A 26,670-nucleotide genomic window follows, 5' to 3' on the forward strand; every position below is an offset into this window, starting at 1 on the left:
ACCGCGCAAACATGCTTCTGATCTCACTAAACTTGCACAGAGAAAGTATAATTAACTGTAATAGACTGCTTTATAAGGACAATTATGGAAATAAGATCCATTGAAATCATTTATATATACAAAGGCACTCGTCACAGCCATAAAACCCTTTTTAGCGCACTTAGCGATACAAAGCTGACCCTATTACAGGTTTACTTTTCACTACTACAAATAAAAATGCGTACAAGCCACTGTTTTAACTATAAAAAACAAACTTTGGGCAATATCAAAATAAATCAACAGAATCTAATTACAGTTATCAACAATGCCATGACAGAAAGCAAAGTTAAAATCGAACGAATACTCTGCCATGATCGAAATGTAAGCCACATCGTTTATCTATGCGGCACCAAGAGCCAATACAATGCCCCCTATATACAATATGTAGGCACTTAACTCCCTTTTACTACAAAGATAAAAAGGGAGTACTCAATTAAATCAATAAATTACGTAACAAAAACCAACCTAAACCGCATATCAATAGATCACGCGCAGCATTTATCGCTGACGTTGTGCTCGGAACAATAAAAGCAAACAAACGTCAAGAGTTCCCTAAAACGTAGAGGGAGATCTATCCAATTCTACCCCATAAATGAAAACATTCACCCTAATCCACATTATTATTCGGATGAGTACTAACAGGATCTATCGATGATCATTGCGTGATCATTCAACCTGAATGCAGCACCATATAAGTTTCCATTAGGAAACTATAATCATAATATATTGATCATCAACGCATTTATAAGGTTAGTGCTTGCTTACAAACTAAGCAGGTATTAAGCTAAACCTAAATTATCAGAGGATATAAATGTGGTACTCGACAACCTGCAACAAATGGTGATTTTGGCTACCCTTGCCCACGAAGGTAGCTTCACTCGCACGGCTGACAAACTCGGGATATCTAAGTCTCACGTAAGCAAACAAATCAGTGCTTTAGAAGAAAGCCTTAGCTGTCAATTAGTACAAAGAAGTACACGTACCGTTAAGTTTACTGATATTGGCTTGCAGGTAGCTGAATACGGAGACAAGTTGATCCGAAATGTTGAAGAGGCTGAAGCATTGGTTTCAGGGCATAAGAATGAGGTCAGCGGTACGCTGCGGATCGCTGCGGCGATATCCTTAGGTAGCACGTTTATTTCTTCGCTCATTGCTGAATTCAAATTGCAGCACCCACAATTAAGAATTGAACTCAGCCTGTTCGACCACCGCCCTAGCCTTCTTGACGAAGGTTATGATTGTTGGTTAGCCATGGATAACGAACTACCTGAGTCTATGGTCGCAAGGAAAATTTTCTGTTGTCAATTTATGGCAGTTGCCAGCCCAACCTACTTAAAGCACCGTGCGTCCATCTCCCATCCCAACGATTTGCGTCAACATAACTGTATTAGCTACGCGAGTGTTGATAGAAGCTTTGAAGTGTGGCCTTTTGAACGTGACCATGAGCAAGTCGATGTACGAGTGAAAGGCGACATAAGAATTGATAATGCCCCCGCCATTATGGAAGCCGCAAAATCTGGGCTAGGGATTGCGTACATTGCAACATACCTTCTAAACAATGAAATTCATGATGGTACTTTGGTGAATGTATTACCGGGTTGGACACCTACAATGCAACTGACCATGTACGCAGTCTTTCCGCGCCGCAAGCATCTAGCACCAAAGGTTCGGCAGTTCATTGATTTCGTCTTAACGCAGCACGGCACCGCCAACAGCGCTCTACTCAGTCGGCAGTGAGTCGTGCTTTAAAATAGGATCAGGAGCAGCGTCTAGTTACAGGAAGTGCATACATCTGAGTAATCATCGTCGCAACAGCGTCATCCACGGCGCAGAGTTTATGGCTAAATCGTATACGCTCATTCTCTGTAATGCACGTATGGTTCTTATTTGCAGCAATATAGTTCACCGGAAATAATTGATAATTATTAATGATCTGGTGATCAATTTCCACTGCCAGTGCTTCTGGGGACTCATACTTTCCAGTGACAACGTCACCGAATGAAACATGAATACGTCGCTTTTCTCCGACAATACCCTGAATAATACTATCAATATCTTCAAACTCAGACTTTTGGTAATACCCGGTTTGACGTTTCGCCACTAACTCGTTGGCTTTGGCTAAATCGCACGGATCGTTTTCATAGCTAATCGTAACCGGTACGATATTTAACGACTGCATATAATCTGCAAAGGGTTGCTTTTCTTTACGCCCTTGTACATGGAGCATTTTAAGAATAGCAGGATCGGTTTTGTCGTTACCATCCTTCGCCCGACCTTCCTTTTGTGCAATCCAAATCGACTGATTATCTTCACAGAGTGAGTGTCTAATATAGGCAGACAATTGCCCCAACGCCTTCATTAGCTCTCTTGGTGCTTTAATGTCCCGTTTGACGATGAAACTCTTGTTTAGTCGCATTAACGTGGCGACACACGCTTTCTTTAACAAATTATCGCCAATCGCAATGCGCGATGTATCAAATCCTTCATGGTGCAAACACCAATTAACTAACGCAGGATCCATGGCAATATCACGGTGATTTGAAATGTAGAGATAACTCTTATTTCGGTCTAGTTTGTCCAAGCCAGAATAGGTGACACCGTCACTAGATGACAGTATTGCTTGCTCCATATAGTTTGCAACCTGAAGCTGCACTTCTTTTACCGATTTGATCGATGACCAACGATGGGTTAACACCCTTTTTAACAGGGGTTTTACGAGCCCAGAAACACACGTTGGTAACCAAGAAAACCGGTATTGCGTAATGGCCGTTATAAACTCATCATCTTCAACTAATGCACTTAGTGCTTGCTGAACTTCTGCATCATTGTAAGGGCGAATATCCCTGTAAATATCATTTTCCACGATTAATCTTCTAACAACTTTTGTAAGGGTATTTTACGCAGTTAAACGTCACGAAACAGTATTCATTTCACTCAATTACGTTGGTTGGAGGTCTAACCACTCGCATTTGGTATAAAGTAACTCAATCTTTTTACACCAATTTATTTGACCTAATGCACAAAAACGCACACTATTAGCCCGAGCGAATAAAAGGCAAAACACACTATGCAACAAACTATTGAGTACGATAAAAAGCACGCCACAACACTTATCGTTAGTGGCAGAAAAAAATCCTTATATGGCATGCTGTTAGCGCCAATTTCAGGTGGTATCATTGTGCGTATTGGTCACACACATTACTACTTACAATCTGGTGATCTCTTTTGGATCAACATAGATTGCTTGCATAGCCTCATCGTTTTACCCGAAACGGAATGGCAACAGATACAAGTATCAATTCGCTCTCAATCGCCATTACCACAAACCGCTGGTTTTCTTTCAAACAGCCAACTAATCCAGGCATGTTTTAGCACCCTGACAGAATCACCGTCTGATGCGTTAAAATCCAGTCTCATCAAAACCATTCACCTTCACCTTGCCGCACAGCAACCACAACAAAATGCAAAAGACAGAGCCATTAACGTTGACTGTATGTTACAGGGTGACATGTCTGAGTTGAAGATTGCACTCTCAGATAGCGAGAAACAGCGATTATTGCGTTGTATTAGAATGACTGAAGCCGTTCGAGCAAAACGGTCAGGAAAGTCTGTTGAGCATATTGTTCAAGATTTACAACTAACTCCCGAGGAATTAAGGGCTGAAGCACAAGAATTACTGCAAGAACGTTGGTAATTTAGATATGCTATTTTTGGCCATTTAATTATTTAAATGGAAGTCGCATCTGCAGCATAAGGTCTACATCTTCACGATCACGCCAGCGATAATCAATACGAAAATTGGCACTGCCGGTGAGTTGTTGCGATAAACCAAAACTCATCGTCACTCCATGTTGCTTAATCCACTCAACGACGGCTTCTGAAGAAAACTCGCCTAATTCATTAATATCGTCCGGTGTAAATATACCAATACCATAGAAGGTATTTCCATCAATCGTCTGAGAAACCAAAGGCTCTTCTGCTTGCCAAGCATACCAAAAGTCCTCTTTTTGAACGTTTGGAAACAGCAGTGTTAGCTCTTGGCGTTCAAATATGGAACACATAAAGCTATCAACACGAAATGGTGCGCTGCATGGAATTTGCATCGCGTTTGCACTCATAGCAAGCGAGAATAGTACAGTCCCTATACAACAGTGCTTGAATTTTTTCATGTAATATCCAAATATAGCCCTTCCTCTATTAGTAACGACGCTACTCCTGATGTGACTAAATGAGCAAAGGACTTATTTTCGCTTATCGCTTCTCTAACATATGTACTACGAATATCTAATGTTTGTGGGCACGATAATACCTGCCATTGATTAAGTATATCTTCAAATCGATAAAATTTACTAAAATTAAGAAAATTGTCAGGTCCAATAACAAACGTAAACTGTGTATCAGCATGTGCTAAAGAGAGTGCCGTTAATACTGCATGTGTTGTCACTGGACTAACGTTTTCGGCTAACTGTTGTTCAATGCTGACTAACTTCAAATTAGGCAGATGACTATCAGCAATAAAACGCTCAACTAAACGACAGCGAATATCGAAGGCCAGCATGCCTTTTCCCCAAGCGTGAGCGTAGCTAGGTATTAACCAAACTTCATCATAATGGTTCAATCTTTGAACGACAGATAAGTGGCCTCTTGTCGGTGGATTAAATGCACTGCCAAATATTGCTATATTTTTCACGTAAACGCCTCTTTTCTACATCGTTTGTAAATTTTACGCGATTTATTGAGTAATGAACATTGATCAAAAGGTTGAGTTAGGCGATCATCGACAAATTACCCTTTACTTGAATTCGATAGGAATGAATAGACATGGAACAACATATTCGTAAGGAGATGAAGGTTCTCAGTGAGATTGATCCAGCTTTTGAAGTAAAACGCCGTATTGAATTTATTCAAAACAAACTTAAAGCCTCTCAGACTCATACGCTCATACTCGGCATTAGTGGTGGCGTCGATTCAACCACTTGTGGACGTCTAGCACAACTCGCTGTTAACGAATTAAATAAAACGGCCCCATCTTCTCATTACCGTTTTATTGCTGTCCGGTTACCTTATGGTGCACAAAAAGATGAGGATGAAGCCCAGCTCGCGCTTAGCTTCATTCAACCAAGCGAATCTATTAGCATTAATATCAAAGCTGGTGTTGATGCATTGCATGAAACAGTACTTGGCTCACTGAGTTCTGTCACAAATAAAGTTGAAACTGAAGCTGGGGTAGACTTTGCAAAAGGCAACGTCAAAGCTCGTGCCCGAATGGTTGCACAATATGAAGTCGCAGGGCTAACTAATGGGCTAGTTATTGGTACTGATCATAGTGCAGAAAACATCACAGGGTTTTACACTAAATATGGCGATGGTGCATGTGACCTCGCGCCACTGTTTGGGCTAAGTAAACGCCAAGTTCGTCAAATTGCCACATTCTTAGGCGCTCCAGAGCAACTGGTACAAAAAGTACCGACTGCAGATTTAGAAGAGTTAGCGCCACAAAAAGCCGATGAAGATGCGTTGGCACTAACCTACGACCAAATTGATGATTTCCTTGAGGGTAAACCTGTCACAAATGATGTTACAGATAAGTTAACCACAATCTACATGCGTACACAGCATAAGCGTCAGCCAATACCAACCATTTACGACGACATGTGAATCAAGCTAAACCATTAAGCTGGGGGAGTCTATTCCCCTTTGCTTATCAAATTATCTAATTCCCACCAAACAGCCTCACACAACCCCTGACGATAACAAGCCAGTTTGAAGTGGCGGTGTTCATCAACATATCTATGATAATGTTTTGCAGAAAGGTATCTACTTGCCCTAACATTGGCCAAGCGATCACACGCCTTAACGATGAGCGCCAATCTTGCTGGCTCCTCATAAATGTTCAAGCTGCGTAAACGATCATATGTACTATGTGTTCGCTCTTCTCTGGGCTTAGAGGCGTTGTCAGTCAAATACAGCACGGCATCGGCAATGGTAAAACCAAACTCTGCCGCAATTTCATCAACCGATGTATTTGTATCTTCCAACAGGTCATGTAACTGCGCAACAATCATTGCCTCTGAACCAAACGGCGTTGCAAGCTCTGCTACACGATCTAAGTGGTAGCTATAAGGGTTCTCACCATAACGTTGTCCCACGTGCCGAGATCTTGCTAACGTTCTGGCTCTTAGGTATCGATTGTTCATCTTTATCACCTTCCATGCTAGACAAAGTAGACAGATCGTAACAAAAAAAACCCGCATCAAGAACACTTAATACGGGTATTTTTTAGTTTTCGTCTTTTTTCTGCTGGCGAATTTCACTCGCCACTTTCATGATAGCTTCGCCACTACTCATACCCTGTGCCATTAGGGCATGGATACGTTCTGCGGCTTCTTGCTGCTCTTCATGAGTTAAAGTCGGATCTGACATTCTAGCCTCCAGTATATCTAAAGCACAGTTTATGTCTTTGTCGACGCAGTGTCACGAGTTGTATACTTAAATTATCAATCAGACCTGATCATCATGGCAAATTAGAACATACTGACATCAAGCTTATCTGGCGTGTGCAACTCAACTGGTTTGATCAAACGTTGAATCTCCTGCAGTTGCAGCCCACCCTGCCAACGCGTTTCGACTAAGCCAACACTAAGCCAATAACGTCCCGATTCCAACTCGGTGTCTTCAGGGTTAAATTCGGTAGGCAATCGACCTTGATGGCGCAAATTCCACTGAACAGATTGATAGAGCTTATCTAACGGGTAGATTTGTTGTTCTAACACGGAAGCTGGACAGGTTTTTAGCGGTAATGCATCTTTATCGATACGCCAACTGAGCGAGTCAACCCAACTAATTCTCTGTTTGGACTCACTTTCACCAAGAATTACCCAAGTAATCCAAGGAATTTCACCGCTCGTCGTTACCTTTAACTGATATAAACCACGAGGCAAAAGCGCTGAAAAATGGCGGAAACTCATCTCAAAGTTGCCATCTTTTGCTACCGATGTTCGACCACTGACAATCGATGTGTCTGGCCAACGAACTAACTCGACATCTAGTGTGCTGCTTGTAGATACCCCTTTAAGATTAACGCTGTAATTAACTTGGTTAACATGCTGAATCGTTTCTCGTTGTAAACTAATTTCAGGCAACCATTCCGGCAAAAGAAGTTCATCAAGACTTCTACCACAGTCTACTGCGACCGCGGCAGAAAGCAGCCCATCTAAGTTCTCCTCAATGAGCAAGGTAGGTTGTTGTTGCCATAGCTGTACCATTTGCTCAAAGCTGGCTGTTACTCTCCCAGATAAAAGGAGGCCATGCGCTGTAGCTAAAGGACCTTGGTCTTCGAACCAACGAGCATTAGTAAAAAACGATAAAAAAGCAGCAGTAACAACCAATAGCCGAAACATAACTAACTTGCTTTCATCCGGTAACCAACACCACGCAACGTTTCAATGCTGATCCCTTTCAGTTTTTGTCGTAACTGTAAGATATGTGTATCGACAGTACGCGTTGTTGGATAATGATTATAACCCCAAACATGATCGAGCAATTCATCACGCGTGAAGACACGACCAACGTGTTTAGCTAAGAAATAGAGAAGATCGAATTCTGTTCGCGTTAATGTGACTTTCTCTCCATCCACGATGACTTCACGGCTTTCTACATCAATACTAACCGGCTCAACCACTAATAGCTCTGGGGCTTCCCCATCATCATTTTGAGTATGGCGTAACTGGCTACGAATACGCGCCAATAACTCTTGTTCAGCAAATGGCTTGGTTAAGTAGTCATTGGCTCCTGAGTCTAAACCACGAACACGATCATCAACCGATACCATCGCTGTCAGTAAAATGACAGGTAACTTCTTAAGTTTTAGCCAGTTATCTAGAAAGTCTAACGAGTCACCTTCGGGTAACTGTCGGTCTAAAATAACTAAATCCGCACTGTTCCAGAGTGCAGGCACAGCCTCAGCACACTCTGCATGGACACAATCATACCCGGCGTCTTTCAATACAGCCAATAGACCAACGGCCAGGTTCATGTCATCTTCAACCAGTAGGAGTTTTTGGTTCACAAGGAATCTCCACTACAAATGTTGTTGGGGGGCCCTGTAATGATATCTTACCCCCCATACGTTTAATCATTGACTCTACAATTGTCAGCCCTAGGCCCATGCCTCGTTCGCTAACAAACGGTTTACGTATCCGTGGCCAATCTTTTGCACTTAAATGCCCTTGGTCACAAATACGTATTACAATCCTTCCATTGGAACTTTTTGTCTCCAATGTCATTGGTGCTAAGCCATATTTTTGTCCATTTGCTAATAAATTACTCAAACATGTTGCTAACCAATAAACATTTATATCTACAGCACAGTCTTTACCCAGTGACAATGAGACCTCAAATGGCTCACAGACAAACTCCACCCATTCGTTAAACGACGGGACATGCTCAACGCTTAACTGTCCCTGCGTTGATTGCAAATAGTCCTTGCTCGCCTCTGCTAACTGCTTTAATCGTCGTGAGTCTTCACACAATCGTCTAAATTCATCATATACCGATTCCGGCAATGTATCGAATTCTCGCCGAAAGCCTTCTACCGTAAGGCCTAAACTGGCAATCGGTGTTCTTAACTCGTGGGTTAAAATCTGCAACACTAGCATTCTTTCTGCTAACATCTTTTGATGATCTTTATACCGGTGATAGCCGTAACCGGATAAAAACACAACGTTTAAACTAATCAATAGAATTGCTAAGTAATAAGGCCACTTAGCTTGCTCTTCACTTTGCCAGCAAATGTTGCCACTATAGGTTACGCAATATTCTACGTCTCTCACTAAGTTAAATGTTAGCTTGTAACGCTCTAATGTTTTCGTCCAAATATTCTGATCATAGAGCTTATACCTATCTTCATGTCTTACCCACAACTCATCGCCAGCCAGTAAAAAGTCGGCGCCTGCAATTAAAGATCGTAGTGCGTCTTCAGGCATAGTTTGTAAACGATAGAGTAGAGAGCCATCCTCTCCCAAAGACCGTTCGCTAATATGGAAAAACGGAAGTAACTCTTCATGGCGCTCGGGGAAAAGCGCAACATAACGTCGAGCAAACGATCCACCACCGGGGTGTATATAGCCAGCACGCGCAAACCAACCAACAGGTAATACAATGCGATTACACATTGCCCTTGTAAAAACAACTGGTTGGGTTACTAAAGGGTTTACAGGCCACGGCCCTTTGCAGTTCTGAGCATTTTGATACAATCGCTGTAACGCATCAATCGGGTATTTAGCCGTTTGTGGAAGCTGATATTCCGGCAACAGTAAAGCCTCAGGGAAATTTACCTGAAACTGTCGATAATCGTAATCCGTAATGCTCTGCTCTACCGCAAAATCCGCTTTGATCATTTCTAAGCGTTGCGGAACCGTGGTTGCCTTTGCCACGTGAGAAAACACTAGAATGCATACTACAAGCCATCTCATATAAAAATGGTAACACTACCATCAGTGGAAATGTCAGCTTTTCGTGAAGAAAAGGGGCTTTACTGCCCCTTTTATCGACTTAGGTTATAATTTGGATGAAATTTCGACACATGTTGCTTTCGCATCACCAAATAACATGGCTGAATTGTCTTTAAAGAACAGAGGATTTTGTACACCGGCATAGCCTGTGTTCATCGAACGTTTAAACACAATCACCTGTTTTGCGTTCCACACTTCTAATACTGGCATTCCTGCTATCGGACTCCCCGGATCTTCTTGCGCAGCTGGGTTAACCGTATCATTCGCACCAATCACGAGTACCACATCCGTTTCTTTGAAATCGCTGTTGATTTCGTCCATTTCTAAAACAATATCGTATGGCACTTTAGCCTCAGCGAGCAACACATTCATGTGCCCGGGTAAACGTCCAGCGACGGGATGAATACCAAATCTAACCTCGACACCACGCTGTCGCAACTTATCTGTAATTTCGTGGACTGGGTATTGCGCTTGTGCGACAGCCATGCCATATCCAGGAGTAATAATGACACTCTTTGCCTCTTGCAATAACTCGACCACTTCATCAATGGAAGTTTCTCGGTGAGAGCCATAAGATTGCTCATCCGCCGAAGCTGTCCCATCGCTGCCAAAGCCCCCTGCAATAACAGAAATAAACGAGCGGTTCATTGCTTTACACATAATATAAGAAAGAATTGCGCCTGAGGAACCAACCAGTGCCCCTGTCACAATCAGCAAATTATTCGCCAACATAAAACCAGCCGCAGCCGCAGCCCAGCCGGAGTATGAGTTCAGCATTGAAACCACGACAGGCATATCGGCACCACCAATGGATGCAACCAGGTGATAACCCACCGCTAAAGCAATGATCGTAGCGACAATCAATACAAACGCCGATCCTTCTACTTGAACAAAAATATACAGCAGGATTAACGATACAATAAGCGCGGCTAAATTCATCTTATGACGATGAGGTAACATTAGTGGTTTACTGGAAATCAAGCCACGCAACTTACCAAATGCCACCAGCGACCCCGTAAAGGTAATACCACCGATAACCACCCCTAAAAAGATTTCAATCAGATGAATATTGAGCATTGCTCCCGTTAGTTCACCATGATGCAGGTAGGTATTAAAACCAACCAACACTGCCGCTAAACCAACAAAACTATGCAGCATTGCCACCAGCTCTGGCATTTCGGTCATCTCAACTTTCTTCGCGTAGTAGATGCCAATCGCTGCACCTATCAACATCGCAATCAAAATAAGCCCAGTACTTTGTGAATACGGACCAAAAATCGTTGCGATTAACGCGATCGCCATCCCCATAATGCCATAATAGTTACCCATTCTTGCGGTTTCTTGCTTTGACAGACCTGCCAAACTCAAAATAAACAACACGGCAGCAATGAGATACGCAGCCTGTACTATTCCTTCAGACATGTTCCACTCCTTATTATCGATCCTTACGGAACATTTCCAGCATACGTTTCGTTACTGTAAATCCACCAAAAATATTAATACTCGCAATCAGCACCGCAATAAATGCCAATACACTCACCAATCCATGACCTTGACCGATTTGCAATAGCGCACCAACAATGATGATGCCTGAAATCGCATTCGTTACTGACATTAAGGGCGTATGTAATGCATGAGTAACATTCCAAACAACGTAATACCCCACCACGCAAGACAATACGAACACGGTGAAATGCGTTAAAAATTCAGCGGGAGAATAATGCGCAATAAAACCAAAGACCGCGATGGCAGCAGACACCAAGAGGGCTTTTTTTAGCGGTGACGGAGGGGCTTCCTCACGCTGCTGTTTTAGTGGCACTTCAACAACCTCGGGCGCACTTTGAACAGAGACTTTAATTGGTGGAGCAGGCCATGTTAGCTCACCATCACGAACAACGGTTAAACCACGAATAACCTCATCGTCAAAATCGACATTTATTTCGCCATTTTTCTCTGGGCACAATAGCTTAATAAGGTTAACCAAGTTGGTAGAATAAAGCTGAGAGGATTGCGTCGGTAGTCGAGAAACCATATCGGTATAGCCGATCACTTTAACGCCATTCTCTGTCGTAATAACTTGATCCGCGACTGTGTATTCGCAGTTCCCCCCATTGGCAGCCGCAAGATCAACAATCACGCTGCCTGCCTGCATCGAGTCCACCATCTCTTTAGTAATTAGCCGTGGCGCTGGCCGACCCGGGATCAAGGCTGTTGTGACGATAATATCGACCTCTTTGGCTTGCGCTGCATACAAAGCCTCGGCCGCGCGGTTAAACTCCTCAGACATCTCTTTAGCATAACCGTCGCCACTGCCCGCTACCTCATCGATATCAACAGATAAAAACTCAGCGCCCATACTTTCAACCTGCTCTTTAACTTCAGGACGAACATCAAACGCACGTACAATGGCACCTAAACTGCCTGCCGCCCCAATGGCAGCAAGACCTGCTACCCCCGCTCCAGCTATCAGCACTTTCGCTGGAGGAACTTTTCCTGCCGCAGTAATTTGCCCAGTAAAGAAGCGTCCGAACTCGTGCGCAGCTTCTACTACAGCACGATACCCAGCAATATTTGCCATCGAGCTTAAGGCATCTAATGCCTGCGCACGGGATATACGCGGAACAGCATCCATCGCCATCACCGTCAACTGCCGCTCTGCTAATCGATTAAGCAGTTCCTCTTGTTGGGCTGGCCAAATAAAGCTCACCAAAGACGCGCCTTCTTTCATTAGGCTTACTTCGTCAAGCTCTTCTTCTATCTGGGGTGCGTTAACCTTAAATACTATGTCGCTTTGCCACACTTCTGGTGCAGGGATAATATCGGCACCCACTTCAATGTAAGCGGCGTCGTCAAAGCTAGCGGCTAGCCCTGCATTACTTTCAAGCACAACGTCAAATCCAAGCTGAATCAGTTGTGTCACTGTTTTTGGGGTTGCAGCTACCCTATTCTCACCAACAAGGGTTTCTTTAGGTATTCCTATTTGCATTGTCTATCCTTAACGTAACTCAATTAAACATCCAAAATGAGTGCAACATAGCTTGGGTCGATACCCTAGCGCCGCTCACTACGATGTTCTTCCTTTATAGCGCCAACAGATGAAATAACGCGTAACATATTGTTACAGCCCATATTCTAGGATAGCTTGATAAGTAAAAATGTGCGATAGGCTGCATAGATAAATATAAAATTTGCACAGCGAAAGGCACGTCATTCAGGGTTGCATGACATGCGATACCAACAGAGGAAGGTAAAAGAGAGTGAAAATAGAATAAGTCATAGTAAACAGACTGTTACTACGACTTATTTGACCGTGTTTTATAGAAGAGACTATTTCGCTACCGTTTCAGCTAACTGCCTTGCAGCATAACGGTTGGCCAAAATGGCACAGTAAAATATTTGCATAGGGTGATAGAACATAATTGGTAGCAAGATCATACCCAGCATAGGATCAGCACCAAAAATAACTTTCGCCATCGGCACCCCAGCAGCCAACGTCTTCTTAGTTCCACAGAAAACAGCCGCAATTTCGTCTTCTTTGCTAAAACCAATACGTTTTGCAACCCAAGTAATAGTATGCGCGGCTAGCATCAACACAGCAAAAGAGAGTACCAAAGCAACCAATAGAGCCGCATATGAAAAACCATTCCAGATTTCCTGTGCCACTGAGTCACTAAATGCATTAAAAACAATTAATAGAATAACGTTCTTATCAACTTTATTAACAACATTTTTATGCTTATCTAAAAATGGCTTTAATACCGGACGCAGTAGTTGTCCAGCTACCATTGGCAACAATAATAAACGCGAGATTGACAAAACAGTCCCAAGCAAGTCCATCTCAACGCCATCTAGCCCCATAAAGACCTGAATCAGGGCTGGGGTAATGAACACACCAATAACCCCAGAAAGAGAAGCGTTAAATATCGCTCCCGGTACATTTCCTTTTGCGATACTTGTCATCGCGACAGATGACGATATCGTACTTGGCAAGACAAATAAGTAGCAAAAGCCAAATGCCAAGGCACTCGGCATCATAATATGTAGCACTGGACCAAAAACAACCCAAAGCAGTGGGTAAGCGACAAATGTCGCGGCTTGAACAAAAATATGGAGCCGCCAATTGCTGACGCCCGCTTTTATCGCCTGAGGAGATAAACCAATACCATGTAAGAAGAAAATGGCTGCAATACCAAAACCTGTTACAGTGTCGAGATGAAGTACACCGCCAGAACGCCCCACATTAGGGATCAGCCCCGCCAATACAATAGCGACCACCATCCCGACCAAGAACCACTCTTTCTTTATCACTTTTACCACGTTAATCGCATTCCATTCGTTGCCATCATTGATCAGTCACGTTATCGTACGCTTTTCTCTATTTCCTACAACCGATAATAGGACAACAAATAGTGACAAAAGGACATCGACGGCAAATTCCTTCGTTAGAGGCTCTGCCACACCCTATTTATGCAAGGCCTGAAAGTTGGGGTAGAGAAGGAAGTACGACAGAATGGCACTGCCATTGCTGGGGGCAGCTCACCTATGCTAGCCAAGGCGTACTGAGTGTTTCCACGAACGACGGTTACTATACCGCTCCCCCACAGTTTGCCATTTGGGTTCCTTCACATACTCAGCACAAGGTGATTTCTACGGGCGCAGCAACGATGCAAAGTTTATATGTGGACAATCGTCTTCTCCGCGAGGAAAAATGGGCGTTTCCCTTCGTGTGTAAAGTTACCCCCCTGTGCCGAGAATTAATTGTTCGTTTCTGTCAATCAGACCCTGATTATACGCAGAGCGAACAACAGTCACGCCTTGTGCAAGTCCTCATCGATGAGCTAAATCAGTTAAAAGAGAACCACAGTAAATTAATGATGCCGAAAGATACAAGGTTGGTTACACTGTGCCGTTACCTTCAGGCCCATCCAGATAGTCAATTAAGCATCGAAGCGTTAGGGGAAAAAATAAATCTCACTGGCCGAAGTATCAGCCGCCACTTTCGTGCCGAAACCGGGATAACCTTCCAGCAATGGCGTCAACGACTGCGTTTATACCATGCTTTGTCTCTGCTAGAGTCAGGTGACAGCGTCACCAATGTCGCGTTAGAGTGTGGTTATGATTCAATTTCCGCCTTTGTCGCCGCATTTAAAAAACATTTTGGTATTACACCTGGACAGTTCTTTCCTTCAGACCCCAAGTCGCCGTTATAATCGCCGCAGTATTGCAATGGTTTAGCTCTAAGGACTTTTTCGCTAAAATTCTGCCAGTAATTCACGATAAGGACAGTGTCACCATGACAATAATTGGAACCGTTCAGCATGTGCTCGTTGGTAAAATAAAACCCTTTGCTAGAGGTGAGTCCAGCGCCATTAACAAGCAACCTATCAATGGGCCGGTATTGGTGACCCTCACTGGCGTAACTGGCGATGAACAAGCGGATAAACGATTTCATGGTGGAGAAGGTAAAGCGTTGCACCTCTACCCCTTCGAGCATTATCAGCAATGGCAAAACGAACTTGGCCATTTAGATGCGTTAAATAGCGCTGGCGCATTTGGCGAAAACCTCAGCACATTAGGGATAACCGAAGATACAATCTGTCTAAATGACAAGATAAAAATAGGTTCAACCCTGTTGCAGTTCTCAGAAGGTAGAATGCCTTGCTGGAAGCTTAACGAACGATTTTCAGTCTCCGATATGGCGCTGCGCGTGCAGATGACCCAACGTTGTGGCTGGTATTTTCGGGTTCTTGAAACGGGCACGATAACTGCGGGCGATAAAATAGAGCTGCTTGAACGCCCAAATCCGGATTGGCCATTTTCTCGCTTGCTGACACTGATCTATGGTGGCGTTCTTGATAAGCAACAACTAATCCAAGCGCGCCAAGTGCCTATCGAAAATGACTGGCAAAAAATTATTGAGCATAGAATCGAGACTGGGCATGTTGAAGAGTGGTCATCTCGCCTCTTTGGTTAAAGCCTTGAAAAAGCCGCGACAAAAAAGGGCCATTAGGCCCTTAATTAAACATTTTATCGCCCGTTTGATCGATAAACATTTGAGCTTTATTCAGCATAAACTCAACGGCATCTTGCTCTGATGAAAGCAGATCAGAACGAATGAAACGGTGTTCTTTCTCTACATCATCAATTCGCTTACAAATGCGGCCTGCAATGCGGTACTGACCCCCTTCCTTTACTGGTTCAGGGTAGATAAGAAAACCGTTATACTCTATCGGTTCAACAACTTTGGCCGTCTCATTGTCTGATTTACCAAACAATTTCGAAAAAAAACCCACTAAACACACTCCTTCTGCTGTAGGCATCAATGATGCCATGAAGTGCCAATAGGGTCACTGTTTTTACGCTACCTGCCCCGCATTTAAACGAACTTTTCTCTATTGTTATTTATCATTACAAGCCGAGATCCTTGCGCATGTGCTCTGAGAGTGCTGATACATTCATCACTTTCTGCTCGCTTCGAACAAACAAAATATCCCACACATGTGCTATCAATCCTTTGAATGTCAGTGCATAGGGTTTTCGTGCTGCTACTGTGTCTTCACAATATACTACATTTACCATAATTGCCTCTGTTAACTCATTCAATATATGGGTATATTTTAACCGTCCAACGCCCTATTGAGCCAATGACAAATTGTTCATTTATGGATTAGTTTTTCTAATTTAAAAGTCCTTCGGCTATCCACAGCCACACATTTTCAAGGAAAGAGTAATATGCTGAGTTATCTCGCCAAACACAGTGCACTTTTTTTATTGCTCGCTGCCATAATTGGTTTCCTATTCCCCAGCCTATCAGCGGCGGTTTTTCCTTCACTACCCTATATTTTGTTCTTTCTGATGTTGTTTACCCTCGCTGGTATGCAGCAGTCAGATGTGCTTCACTGTTTAAAACAACCGCAGACTTGGACGTATGCTCTAACCCATAATGTCGTTATAACCCTGCTCCTGGTTTGCATTGGAAAGTGGCTCGGCATTAATTCACAACTACTTCTCGCTTTAGCTGCAATTGGCGCGACAGGATCGTTGTTCGCGACACCCGCCATTGTGCGCTCCATTGGACTTAATCCTATACCGAGTATGGCTACAACCATCGCAACCACATTATTGATGCCATTAGTGCTCTATGTGTGCCTTACGATCTTACAGGCAAACGCATTTCATTTAGATTTAATTGAATATTTAAAACGCTTATGTCTCTTTATCGCATTACCGATGATTTCCTCAGTATTGCTATACCGCTTCGTGCCCAAAGCGTCACTGCAACGTTGCCATAAACAACTCTCGCAAGTTACCATCATATTGGTATTTAGTTTTCCATTAGGGCTTATCGGAGAGTATCGGCAGGTATTTGACTACCAGCCAAGTTACGCGATCACGTTGATGCTAATTGCATGTATTCTGTGTGTCAGCTTTTTTAGCTTGCTGCTTGCTTTTTATTGGCCACAAGGGAAAGATGCCGCACTTACTGCTGCAATTACCTCTGGTAACAGAAATGTATTACTGACATGGACCGTTGCAGGTCCTTTTTTAGGCTCAGAATACCTCGCGCTAATCGGCGCTTTACAGCTTCCTATCTATATGCAACCTATAATCGTGAAGAAACTGCATGCGCTGATGAAATAAAAGTGAATTATATACCCGTGGGGGGCACTAACCATGCTAGGCCTCCCCATGCCGAAACCCAAACGATCACCAATAAAACACATTTCCATTCTCGCTTAAACATACACACCTCACTAACTCACCCATAAGTTCGTTAATAACGTTCCGCTAAGAATAAATGTAATCGTGGGCTATTTCTATGAGGCTGAAAAAAGGCCGATTGCACAACGCTTATCGGCCTTTAATTCATACTTTGCTCTTTAAACGGGGTCTATTCCATCAACTCTGATGCGCTATTCTAGAATCACTGTTAAGTTTTCTGTTGGTGGCGTCAGAGTTTCACACGCTGCCGCATAGTGAATAAACGCTTCAGCCATCGTATAGCCAAGGGGTTCATAGGATAAACCGAGGCCGGCGAGTGTTTCATATCCGCCTTTTCCCATGGCGGTATACCGCGAAGATACTACCCAATAACTCTCATCATCCACAATAGGCTGCCATTCTGAGTAGCGATACAGTAACAACGCTTGTAAGCGTTCGCCGCTCGGCAGGCTTCTGTCATAGCAATAACGCAAATGGGAAGTGTAAGGAAAGCTGCCATCCCCGCTACCTTTACCGTCCTGACGAACAGCATTACTGATCGCACTGTCTATTGTCTCTTTTAACACCTTACCAGTAATACGATAACGGACTAAATCTATTGCAAATGGCAATAAGCGACCGGCAATTTCAGCCGCAGTTAACGTACCAGAGTCCACATGCACCCTCACTCCACCCGCGTTATGAATCGCACAATCGACCGGTAAGCCGGACTCTTCTGCTTGCCAAACGAATGCATCGCAAACCAAGGGCGCAATATGGCTAAACTCTTCACCAGCCGGAACTCGAATATGACGGAGCATCTGTTCTGCTGACGCTACATTATGGCTCGCCATCTCCTCGACTTGTCCTCGGTAAGGTGCCAGTAGATGCGTGATTTCGGGATCCACGCTGACCATTTCAACACAGGACAGCGATGATAAATAATGGCGTAATTCGCAAGATAATGGCTGTGATTGCTCAACTAACAAACGGCTTTTACCCTGCATCAACTGCGCATAGCCAGCAGCGTTAAATTGCAAGTCTGCACTTCCTACACACAGCGCATGGCAACCTGCTTGAAATATCAGTGTCTCACCTACGCGTTTACCATAGGGTTCATCATTCACGAGCCCTAACGATGAAAAATCCCCTTGCCAAGTATGAGTATGTCCACCCACAATCACTGAAATGCCAGCAATATTCTTAGCCAAGCGCTGATCTTTCGCATAACCTAAGTGACTTAGCAAAATAATATTAAAAATTCCCTTAGCATGAGCATCTTCAATCATTGCTGTTAACGTCGATTCTACATGTAAAAAGGGGGTATTCGGATCTGGGTGAGCCAGCTCATTCATGTTATCTAGCGTTAATCCCATAATCGCAATTTGGTGCGAACCAAACTGCTTTATTAGGTAGTCTCCGCACCTCGTTTTCGGGTTATAACTGGTTAAATTCTCGCATTTATCCAACTTGACGCGAGATGTATCCCAATTGGAGACTACCACCGGGCAAGTCAACTGCTGTAAATAGGGGTAAACCGTCTCATTGCCTAAATCAAACTCGTGATTGCCAAGCAGCATTGCATCTGGCTGCAAATGATTTTGAACACACGCATTCACCTTTCCCCGATAGAGAGAGAAATACAGACTACCCTGAAAAGCATCGCCACAATCGACAAATAAGTGGGCAATATCATCACGTTGCGCCTGTTGGCGTTGCGCCTGAAGAAATGATGAAACAAGCCCCAAACCACCGCACTGTATCGACGCCGCGCCCTGTGGGGTATTCACTGCGACAGTACTGGTCTCAAAATGAGAGTGGCTATCATTAATATGTGCCAGCCTCAATAACAAATTATCTTGGGACATACATCTTTCCTCTTTTCAAGGAATGATAGCAAAATACATTTCAGATCACACATTTAATGTATGAAACAGCATTATTCATAAACTAGAACAATACTCAAGTTGTGCTTAAAGCCATTCATTTGGGGAGCTAATTCGATGGGACTATTTGTGCGTTCTCATATCACTAATCAATGAGCTAAACATCGAAAATTGGCGTATATATTTATACACTGCCAGTAACGCTGTTTTGCAGTGCCGAGGTGGATATGCAATTAGTTCGAGTAGAAATTGCCAATTTCAGAGGAATACAACGACTCTCTCTCAGTATCGAAGAGTTAACCGTTCTCATCGGCGAAAATGCGTGGGGGAAGTCATCATTACTCGATGCGCTAGACATCTTTTTATCCCCTCACTTCGAATCCTATCAGGTAAAAGCCAGCGATTTTCATGTCGACCATGGACTAAAACGCCAAGAGAGCCAGAATCTTTACATCGTCTTAGTTTGGCAAGAAGACTATCCAGGAGATAAAACAGCGCGCCGTTATCGTGCTTTTTCACCGTTCTGGCAAAGTGGGAACGCCCATGGCGACCAACTGTTGATATCTATGAGCGCGCATCAAGACGCTAATCATCACATCAGCACCCAGTATCTGTTTCTAGATGCAGAAGGGGGCGTTATTCCCTGTGATGAGATAAATTCACTACTCTATAAGCTGCGAACTTTGCACCCACTGGTAAGAATAAGGGATGCGCGACGGTTAAGGCGGGTTGGTGCGCTGAACAACACAAACAGTGAATCGCAACAATTGCGATTAGAAAAGCGACTAAACAACACATGTCGCCGTCTGTTAAACAACCCGGGACATATCAACAGTGGTGAGTTAAAAAGTAGCATAAACGCGCTGCACTCCTTAGTAGAGCACTATTTCGCTTTCACGCCCCATAATCGCTCTGAGTCGACCTATCGTGATGTATTCCAAAGTGACACGCTTTCCCCGCTAACTTGGCTACAGCAGAGTCGATTAACTAAATCACAAAAGCTGTTAATGATTGGCCTTCTTAACGCGTATATTCGCGCGCGCGGCCCTGTTACCCTACGGCGATTATCACGCCCAATATTGGTCTTAGAAGACCCCGAAGGGCGCTTGCATCCAACTGTGTTACAGCAAGCGTGGCAGTTTTTTTCTCCGCTGCCGATCCAAAAACTGGTGACCACCAACAGTGCCGAGCTGCTAGGTGCCATGCCACTACACTGTATCCGGCGCTTATTGCGACAACAAAATGGCACCGAGGTATTCTCCCTACCAAAAACACTGCTTAGTGATGACCAAAAACGTCGCGTTGAGTTTCACGTTCGCTACCATCGACCGAATGCACTATTTGCTCGCTGCTGGCTGCTGGTTGAAGGTGAAACCGAAATTTGGTTATTTGGTGAACTCGCGCGAATACTTGGCTACCACCTTCCCGGAGAAGGGATTCAATTGATCGACTTTGCCCAAAGTGGACTCAAACCGATTATTCGCACTGCTAATCACTTCGGTATTGAATGGCATCTCATAACCGACGGGGATCCTGCAGGAAAAAAATATGTTCATACCGCAGAAAAGTTAATTGGCGATACAAAATCTAACACCAGAATTACCCTCTTACCTGAAAGAGATATTGAGCACTTTTTATTTAAAAATGGCTATGAACCACTATTTCGTGAATTGGCCAATATTAACCCCGACATCCCATTAACGCCTCACAAAATTATTCTTCGCGCCCTTAAGCGGCACGCAAAGCCAGATGTCGCGCTCGCGATGATAAAATATACCGAACAGCAAAATAATTTGGATTTTATTCCTGTTCTACTACGCTGGACTCTCAAACGGGTGATTGCGTTAGCGCGTTCTCAATTATAATCTAACTCATGCATTACGAATTGATTACGTCCATTTCGTTTCGCTTCATACAATGCCGCATCCGCTACCTCCATGACATCTCCAGCTTGTAATGTCGATGTTTTGGTTAACTCAACGACTGCACCTCCGACACTGATGGTAAGAAACTGATGATCGCTATTTCCTTCATGTGGTATACGTAAGGCTCGTATGCTTTCACAGAGTCTTTCGCCCAACACTTCCGCTTCACGCGCCACCACATCGACCATCAAAACGGCGAACTCCTCCCCGCCAATTCGTGCTACTGAGTATCCATTCGGTGACATGGTTTGAGACAGCGCCCTGGCCACGTAACGCAATGCAATATCGCCCTGTACATGACCATAAATATCGTTATATTTTTTGAAGTGATCGATATCTATCATCAGCATCACCATTGTCGTGTGTTCAAATCGTTGCGGCTCCAGCGTCTGCTCTAATTCACGCTTGAATGGCCGTCGGTTAACTAACCCCGTCAATTCGTCTGTTTCAGCAATAACCTGCAACCGCTCATTAGCAGAAATCAATTTCTCCTGTAGTGTTGTCATTGCTTGACGATTTTTATTTTGAATTTGTAGTTCACTGATTGCTGATGCAAATCGCGTGATAGCAGAAATAACATCTTCATCCCAACCAGCATTTGGTTCCATTTTAGCAATAGCCAGCAATCCAACCACATCATCACCATCGATTAATGGAAACGCCGCAACCGAATGAATGCCAATACTGGTAACGAGTTGATACTCGGGCTTTGCACTCACTTTTAATGTTTCAACATCGTCGATGACAATCGGTTCTAATGAGCGCAATCGGCGTCGCAAATAGGTCATATCACCCAAAAAGAAGCCATCTAAGCTAGGAACATGCGTTTGCTCTGACCACCATGAATGGCGGAAAACAGCGTGGCCATTATTAATATCTAGCATGCTAATTCGATCCAATGCCAAATAGTTGCTAAGTGGTGCCATCGCACGACTAATAATGGAGTTTGCCCCTTTACCTTGTTGCGACAGCATATCGAGAGACATGTCTGCTAACAGTTTATTGACCTTTGACTGACGCCAAATGACATCGGTTCTTTCATCAATAGTACGTTGAAGCTGATTTTGATGCTGGCGCAATGCTCGCTCCACATACAACTGTTTAGCTATCGCGTTGCGAGCTTGTTGTTGCAATTGAATGATAGCTTTAGCTAAATGCGTAATCTCGTCTTGTTTATCCAATAACGAAGCAGGAATAGCGATTTTATTGACTCCGCCGCGATCAAATCGACTAACGCTTTGATGTAGCCTCGTTAAGGGGGTCGTCACAATAGTTTTCGTTAACAATAATACCATGGTGATTATAATGGCGATTGTACCAGCATGGATAAACGTCGCCATCATCAACTTACTTCGGATTGACGCTTTAATGGCAATGTCATCAATGGCAAACTTTACAACGCCAAGCTCGCGTGACCCAAAATAGAGTGGGTATGAAACCAAAGAATCACGCATGTTTTGGCATGTCTGCATCGCTACTCTGGTGCCGTCTCGCCCCACTAACTCGACATGACAAACAAATGGAGCGGCATAAAACCCTTGTAATAACGACTCAAGCTGTGCAAAATCCAAATCCCACAGCGCCTCAGACAGAGGCAATAAAATGGTACTTAATTGAGCATCAATTTGGGTTTCTATCTCCTTATATTCATCGTTATATTCGCTCCAATACTGTATAGAAAGAGCTGTGGTTAAAAATAGCGTCGTCACCAACAATACACTGACTGTTAATCGATGCTTTATTGAACGGGGAAACCACATCATCGCTCTTTCCTAGCGGGCTCAATATAATAGCTAGCACCTTTCGAAAGATTTAAACGATTAAAGTCAGCATATCGCCATTGTTGCTCAATTAATGTTGAATACAGCGGGCTTTCAAATGAAATTAACTCAAACAGATGGTAGTCCGTGACTGAATACCACTGACCAGTGCGACTATGTTGTTCTACCTTTATCAAGGCCAAACCCGCGGCCACGTAATGCCCACCACCCAATGTTGAAATGGTTCCTTGCGCCAATGCCGATAGCATCTTCTCTGATGTATGAATCGTACTGATGAATATATCCTTGCCAGCGACTCGCCCGATCTCCTCGATGGCACGCAGTACGCCAAGCGCCATATACTCATCTGCGGTCCATAAGTACCTCAAATTATGATGACGTGATAATAATACCTTTGCTTGTCGGTATGCCGTCTCTTCGTTCCGATTTCCGTACACTCGCTGTGCCAACGTAAGTTCAGGGGTTTCGTTTATGAACGCTTTTACCCCTTGCTCTTGTTGCGCTGCCGCTGGTGTAGACGATTCATTCACAATCATCGCTATATCACCACTTTGGCCGTCACCTTGACGAAACAGGTCTTCTGCGGTTAAGTGCCCTATCGCGTAATTATTAGGTAGCACTCCGGGTTTCAAATAGCGTTGCCAATGCGGATCTGCTTGCAAACGTCGTTTATCAACGTCCAATAAATCACTCAGCACAAACGTAACGTTAACCGGATAGTTTTTTAAGATCGAAAGAAGGCTTTTACCTGAATCTTTTTCATTTACTAATATCACATAATTTGGGAGCGGCGTTACCCGCATACGCGCTTGCAAAAACTCTAATGCGTTGAGGGGGTTTCGGTGGGCATGGTAGATTTCCAACTCAATCTCGAGCTGAAGGGCTGTCTCTTCGACGTACAGATCAACATTGCGCCAAAAACTCTCGGATGGCGCTCCAGGGTTAATAAATAAGACATACGGTTTAGCTTGTACTGTTAGACAAGCTAAACACTGTAGCGCTATGAATACAATGCGAAAAAACATAACCACTCCCTATGTTTTCGCATAGTATGGTCATGTTTTTATTAGGTGTCGACCCCTATATTGACTTTTCAATCAACCTGTATCAACACTGATGCATAGTGTTGACTTAAAAACGATACCCTGCTGTAAGCATTAGCAGTAAATTGTCCACTTTGCCCATGTCGTCTTTTTCTAAACGACCTAATGGGCTGGTGTCCATACTGAAGTAGTTAAACTCGATACCGGTATACAAGTTTTTATCATTCGTATATTTAAACCCAAGGCCATAAAGTAACTCTGTTCCACTTTCGGTCAGGTTTGGAGTGCGTCCATCTTTGTATTGACGGCGCCATTTTGCCGCACCCAACTTGGCATAAAGCAACGAATTATCACTGCCAAATTCACCGATATTATCAAAACGATAGCCAACAACAACACTGCCCGTATACAAGCTGTTGTTGTATCGAACAGCGTAATCTTCAAACTCGACATCGAACTTATCTGCCGTAACATTCACCCCTAAAGCGATTTTTGTGCCCACAGGAGCAATAAAGGTGGACTCGACGCCATATGCCAACGCGTTATCTTTCATCGAACGTACCGAAGAGTTTGCTTTTTGTTGAACACCGCCAACCCTTGTACCAAGCGAAAACTCAAAGGCCATAGCCGTTGAGGAAAACCCCATCCCTATGATGAACACCAAACGCAACCACTTAAACATGACTCTCTCCCAACCAAAATCTATATGTCTGCGCTAAATTACCTTGCTTGTCGCTTTATCGCTAACCTCAAATTCAAGTAACTCAAACTCACTCGCAATTCAAATGAAAGGGATGCAATTTCCATTACCAACTCCCGATAGAATCGGCATATTCCTAAATAAAACAAAAAGATCACTAACAGTATTCCACCACATAACTGACATATAAAAACAAACCGCACCAATCATGGTGCGGTTTGATTCGTCGTCATGGACGTTGTTTTGACTAGGTTATAACCCCGAGGGTCTCACTGCGTTGGCGCTAATCGCGTTGTCTTTAACCACGATAGTAACGCTGAGGCACAAACGGCATTTTCTCTACGGTCATCGGCAACTTTTTCCCGCGCACTTCAGCAAAAACTTCATTCCCTAACTTTGCCATTTCTTGCGTTAAATAGGCCATCGCAACGGGCGCTTCTTTTGTTGGACCGTATGTTCCACTGGTGACAATCCCTACTTCGTTATCTTGCTGATCAAATAGCTTCGTTCCTTCACGCACTGGTGCTTTACTCTGCCCCAATAACCCTACTCGCTTGCGTGATACTTGTTTCGTTTCTACTTGCTCTAAAATAACAGCATCGCCCGGAAACCCACCAGCACGCGCCCCACCGCGACGACGAGCTGGACTAATTGCCCAGATCAGGCTTGCCTCAATAGGGGTTGTTGTTGCATCAATATCATGCCCATATAAACACAGGCCACACTCTAAACGTAACGAGTCTCGAGCCCCTAAACCAATCCACTCGACACGTGAATCTGCGACCAATTTGGCCGCCAGTGCTTGCGCACTCACTGCTGGCACAGAAATTTCAAACCCATCTTCTCCCGTATACCCGGAGCGGCTCACCATACACTCTACCCCTGCTAAAGTCAGGTATGCCGAGTCCATGAACACCATCTCATTTACCTTCGGGTTAAGTTGCGCCAGCACCTCTGCTGCCAATGGTCCCTGTAATGCAAGCAGTGCGCGATCATCCAACAGCTCAACCGTGACACCGTCACTTAAATTTTGTTGCAGATGCTCAATATCTTGCGCTTTGCACGCCGCATTCACTACCACGTATAAATGATCACCATAATTGGTCACCATCAGGTCATCCATTAATCCGCCATTAGGGTTAGTAAACAGCGCATAACGTTGTTTACCAACGGGCAAATCCACAATATCAACAGGGACTAACTTCTCTAACTCTGCAGCTGCGTTGACACCATGCAAGCGTAACTGACCCATATGCGAGACATCAAACAACCCCGCTTGCGAGCGACAATGAAGATGTTCCTTCTTTACGCCCAAGGCATACTGAACAGGCATACTATAATTAGCAAACGGAACCATCTTCGCACCAGCGTCTAGGTGTAACGGGTAGAGCGGTGTTTTCAACAAAGCGTCTGACATATTGTCTCCTTTAAAGGGTTTAGCAATAACACAGTTTGTACCGACCCTACATCAAGAGGTCGTCACCCATAAAATTTGCGCATCTTGATCACTGATAGATACCAACATATGGCCCATTGCAGCATCGTAGTACGTTGAATCCCCTTCACTCAGCGTTCTTGGTTCATAAAATTCACTATAAAAAACAAGACTGCCTTTTAGCACCAGCAAAAATTCCTCCCCTTCATGGCGGATCCAATCGGGATAGTCTTCAAATTGCCGCGCTCTGACCGTTGTTTTAAATGGCATCATTTTTTTATTACGCAACTGCACGGCCAGCAGTTCATGTTCATAAGTCGTGGTTGGATGCGGCTTACCTTCTCCATTCAAGGTAATATCAAAACGACCACTAGCAACATGGGATTGTGGCGGTGAAAAAAGCTGGGGCATATCAATGCTTAATCCCGCCGCCAGCTTTTGCATCGCTTGAAATGTCGGTGATATCTGATCATTTTCAATTTTAGACAAGGTTGAACGAGCCAATCCCGTTAACCGACTGGCCTCTTCTAACGTCAGGCCTTTTTGGGTACGAATATCTTTTATCCGCTTGCCTAACTCCAATGGCGCGATACCATTTCCCCCAGCAGAGGCCTCTCCTGCCTGTTTGCTTCGCATACACCTTGCTCC

At 43.9% G+C, this 26,670-nt stretch carries 26 protein-coding genes; 7 read left to right on the top strand and 19 right to left on the bottom strand.

The annotated features are described in order from the left end of the window. The first annotated feature begins 876 nt into the window (after positions 1 to 876). Positions 877 to 1,776, top strand: a complete 900-nt coding sequence (locus tag ACKLNH_RS13845) for a LysR family transcriptional regulator (RefSeq protein WP_413112915.1) — start codon at positions 877 to 879, stop codon at positions 1,774 to 1,776. Positions 1,777 to 1,795: 19 nt separating this feature from the next. Here the strand turns inward: ACKLNH_RS13845 and ACKLNH_RS13850 are convergent, their stop codons facing one another. After that, entirely contained in the window at positions 1,796 to 2,902 is a 1,107-nt protein-coding gene (locus tag ACKLNH_RS13850; protein ID WP_413112855.1) for a 1-acyl-sn-glycerol-3-phosphate acyltransferase, read from the bottom strand. A gap of 204 nt (positions 2,903 to 3,106) precedes the next feature. On the opposite strand from ACKLNH_RS13850, the gene ACKLNH_RS13855 reads away from it, so the two are divergent. After that, positions 3,107 to 3,733, top strand: a complete 627-nt coding sequence (locus ACKLNH_RS13855; protein WP_413112856.1) for an AraC family ligand binding domain-containing protein — start codon at positions 3,107 to 3,109, stop codon at positions 3,731 to 3,733. 28 nt (positions 3,734 to 3,761) lie between these two features. Here the strand turns inward: ACKLNH_RS13855 and ACKLNH_RS13860 are convergent, their stop codons facing one another. After that, entirely contained in the window at positions 3,762 to 4,208 is a 447-nt protein-coding gene (locus tag ACKLNH_RS13860; RefSeq protein WP_413112857.1) for a hypothetical protein, read from the bottom strand. Further along, on the bottom strand, positions 4,205 to 4,729 hold the full coding sequence (locus tag ACKLNH_RS13865) for a nicotinate-nicotinamide nucleotide adenylyltransferase (RefSeq protein ID WP_413112858.1): 525 nt from the start codon (positions 4,727 to 4,729) through the stop codon (positions 4,205 to 4,207). Before ACKLNH_RS13865 ends, ACKLNH_RS13860 begins: the two co-directional genes overlap by 4 nt. A gap of 131 nt (positions 4,730 to 4,860) precedes the next feature. On the opposite strand from ACKLNH_RS13865, the gene nadE reads away from it, so the two are divergent. Beyond that, on the top strand, positions 4,861 to 5,697 hold the full coding sequence (gene nadE / locus ACKLNH_RS13870) for an NAD(+) synthase (RefSeq protein ID WP_413112859.1): 837 nt from the start codon (positions 4,861 to 4,863) through the stop codon (positions 5,695 to 5,697). A gap of 29 nt (positions 5,698 to 5,726) precedes the next feature. Here the strand turns inward: nadE and ACKLNH_RS13875 are convergent, their stop codons facing one another. The 8 genes from ACKLNH_RS13875 to ACKLNH_RS13910 form a co-directional block, all read right to left on the bottom strand. Then, a complete protein-coding gene (locus ACKLNH_RS13875; protein ID WP_413112860.1) occupies positions 5,727 to 6,236 on the bottom strand; it encodes an HD domain-containing protein in 510 nt (169 codons plus the stop codon). A gap of 82 nt (positions 6,237 to 6,318) precedes the next feature. Then, entirely contained in the window at positions 6,319 to 6,462 is a 144-nt protein-coding gene (locus ACKLNH_RS13880; RefSeq protein ID WP_413112861.1) for a YoaH family protein, read from the bottom strand. 101 nt (positions 6,463 to 6,563) lie between these two features. Then, entirely contained in the window at positions 6,564 to 7,439 is an 876-nt protein-coding gene (locus ACKLNH_RS13885; RefSeq protein ID WP_413112862.1) for a DUF2861 family protein, read from the bottom strand. A 2-nt stretch (positions 7,440 to 7,441) separates the two neighbouring features. Next, positions 7,442 to 8,107, bottom strand: a complete 666-nt coding sequence (locus ACKLNH_RS13890) for a response regulator transcription factor (RefSeq protein ID WP_413112863.1) — start codon at positions 8,105 to 8,107, stop codon at positions 7,442 to 7,444. Then, a complete protein-coding gene (locus ACKLNH_RS13895; RefSeq protein ID WP_462476586.1) occupies positions 8,082 to 9,512 on the bottom strand; it encodes an ATP-binding protein in 1,431 nt (476 codons plus the stop codon). The genes ACKLNH_RS13890 and ACKLNH_RS13895 overlap by 26 nt, the downstream gene beginning before the upstream one ends. A gap of 84 nt (positions 9,513 to 9,596) precedes the next feature. After that, on the bottom strand, positions 9,597 to 10,973 hold the full coding sequence (gene pntB, locus ACKLNH_RS13900; RefSeq protein ID WP_413112865.1) for a Re/Si-specific NAD(P)(+) transhydrogenase subunit beta: 1,377 nt from the start codon (positions 10,971 to 10,973) through the stop codon (positions 9,597 to 9,599). 13 nt (positions 10,974 to 10,986) lie between these two features. Further along, on the bottom strand, positions 10,987 to 12,537 hold the full coding sequence (locus tag ACKLNH_RS13905; protein ID WP_413112866.1) for a Re/Si-specific NAD(P)(+) transhydrogenase subunit alpha: 1,551 nt from the start codon (positions 12,535 to 12,537) through the stop codon (positions 10,987 to 10,989). Positions 12,538 to 12,878: 341 nt separating this feature from the next. After that, on the bottom strand, positions 12,879 to 13,829 hold the full coding sequence (locus tag ACKLNH_RS13910; RefSeq protein ID WP_413112916.1) for a bile acid:sodium symporter family protein: 951 nt from the start codon (positions 13,827 to 13,829) through the stop codon (positions 12,879 to 12,881). Positions 13,830 to 13,960: 131 nt separating this feature from the next. On the opposite strand from ACKLNH_RS13910, the gene ACKLNH_RS13915 reads away from it, so the two are divergent. Together ACKLNH_RS13915 and ACKLNH_RS13920 are read left to right on the top strand one after the other, a co-directional pair. After that, on the top strand, positions 13,961 to 14,761 hold the full coding sequence (locus ACKLNH_RS13915) for an AraC family transcriptional regulator (RefSeq protein ID WP_413112867.1): 801 nt from the start codon (positions 13,961 to 13,963) through the stop codon (positions 14,759 to 14,761). A gap of 83 nt (positions 14,762 to 14,844) precedes the next feature. Then, positions 14,845 to 15,525: an MOSC domain-containing protein gene (locus tag ACKLNH_RS13920; RefSeq protein ID WP_413112868.1), complete on the top strand. Its 681-nt coding sequence runs from the start codon at positions 14,845 to 14,847 to the stop codon at positions 15,523 to 15,525. 40 nt (positions 15,526 to 15,565) lie between these two features. Here the strand turns inward: ACKLNH_RS13920 and ACKLNH_RS13925 are convergent, their stop codons facing one another. Together ACKLNH_RS13925 and ACKLNH_RS13930 are read right to left on the bottom strand one after the other, a co-directional pair. Continuing rightward, positions 15,566 to 15,844 (bottom strand): HlyU family transcriptional regulator, encoded by a 279-nt coding sequence (locus ACKLNH_RS13925; RefSeq protein ID WP_413112869.1) that lies wholly within the window; start codon positions 15,842 to 15,844, stop codon positions 15,566 to 15,568. Between the two features lie 115 nt (positions 15,845 to 15,959). Further along, the gene (locus tag ACKLNH_RS13930; RefSeq protein ID WP_413112870.1) at positions 15,960 to 16,130 is read right to left on the bottom strand and encodes a hypothetical protein; all 171 of its coding nucleotides are present in this window, start codon (positions 16,128 to 16,130) and stop codon (positions 15,960 to 15,962) included. A 153-nt stretch (positions 16,131 to 16,283) separates the two neighbouring features. Here ACKLNH_RS13930 and ACKLNH_RS13935 point away from each other — a divergent pair, with 153 nt between their 5' ends. Beyond that, the gene (locus ACKLNH_RS13935) at positions 16,284 to 17,192 is read left to right on the top strand and encodes a hypothetical protein (RefSeq protein WP_413112871.1); all 909 of its coding nucleotides are present in this window, start codon (positions 16,284 to 16,286) and stop codon (positions 17,190 to 17,192) included. Positions 17,193 to 17,464: 272 nt separating this feature from the next. On the opposite strand, the gene ACKLNH_RS13940 is transcribed toward ACKLNH_RS13935, so the two are convergent. Next, positions 17,465 to 19,120 carry a bifunctional metallophosphatase/5'-nucleotidase gene (locus ACKLNH_RS13940; RefSeq protein WP_413112872.1) on the bottom strand — a complete coding sequence of 552 codons (1,656 nt, stop codon included), beginning with the start codon at positions 19,118 to 19,120 and terminating at the stop codon, positions 17,465 to 17,467. 245 nt (positions 19,121 to 19,365) lie between these two features. On the opposite strand from ACKLNH_RS13940, the gene ACKLNH_RS13945 reads away from it, so the two are divergent. Then, positions 19,366 to 21,003, top strand: coding sequence for a DUF2813 domain-containing protein (locus ACKLNH_RS13945; RefSeq protein WP_413112873.1), 1,638 nt, complete (start codon positions 19,366 to 19,368; stop codon positions 21,001 to 21,003). On the opposite strand, the gene ACKLNH_RS13950 is transcribed toward ACKLNH_RS13945, so the two are convergent. The 5 genes from ACKLNH_RS13950 to ACKLNH_RS13970 all read right to left on the bottom strand — a co-directional run bounded on the left by ACKLNH_RS13950 (position 20,994) and on the right by ACKLNH_RS13970 (position 26,658). Beyond that, positions 20,994 to 22,826: a sensor domain-containing diguanylate cyclase gene (locus ACKLNH_RS13950; protein WP_413112874.1), complete on the bottom strand. Its 1,833-nt coding sequence runs from the start codon at positions 22,824 to 22,826 to the stop codon at positions 20,994 to 20,996. The two genes, ACKLNH_RS13945 and ACKLNH_RS13950, sit on opposite strands and share 10 nt — an antisense overlap. Then, entirely contained in the window at positions 22,823 to 23,869 is a 1,047-nt protein-coding gene (locus ACKLNH_RS13955; RefSeq protein WP_413112875.1) for an ABC transporter substrate-binding protein, read from the bottom strand. The genes ACKLNH_RS13950 and ACKLNH_RS13955 overlap by 4 nt, the downstream gene beginning before the upstream one ends. Before the next feature lie 106 nt (positions 23,870 to 23,975). Continuing rightward, the gene (locus ACKLNH_RS13960; protein ID WP_413112876.1) at positions 23,976 to 24,569 is read right to left on the bottom strand and encodes an outer membrane beta-barrel protein; all 594 of its coding nucleotides are present in this window, start codon (positions 24,567 to 24,569) and stop codon (positions 23,976 to 23,978) included. Positions 24,570 to 24,885: 316 nt separating this feature from the next. Further along, on the bottom strand, positions 24,886 to 26,004 hold the full coding sequence (gene gcvT, locus ACKLNH_RS13965) for a glycine cleavage system aminomethyltransferase GcvT (RefSeq protein ID WP_413112877.1): 1,119 nt from the start codon (positions 26,002 to 26,004) through the stop codon (positions 24,886 to 24,888). A gap of 51 nt (positions 26,005 to 26,055) precedes the next feature. Further along, positions 26,056 to 26,658 (bottom strand): helix-turn-helix domain-containing protein, encoded by a 603-nt coding sequence (locus ACKLNH_RS13970; protein WP_413112878.1) that lies wholly within the window; start codon positions 26,656 to 26,658, stop codon positions 26,056 to 26,058. Positions 26,659 to 26,670: the final 12 nt, after the last annotated feature.

The organism is Thaumasiovibrio clandestinus, from assembly GCF_047250365.1.
Lineage (GTDB): Bacteria > Pseudomonadota > Gammaproteobacteria > Enterobacterales > Vibrionaceae > Thaumasiovibrio.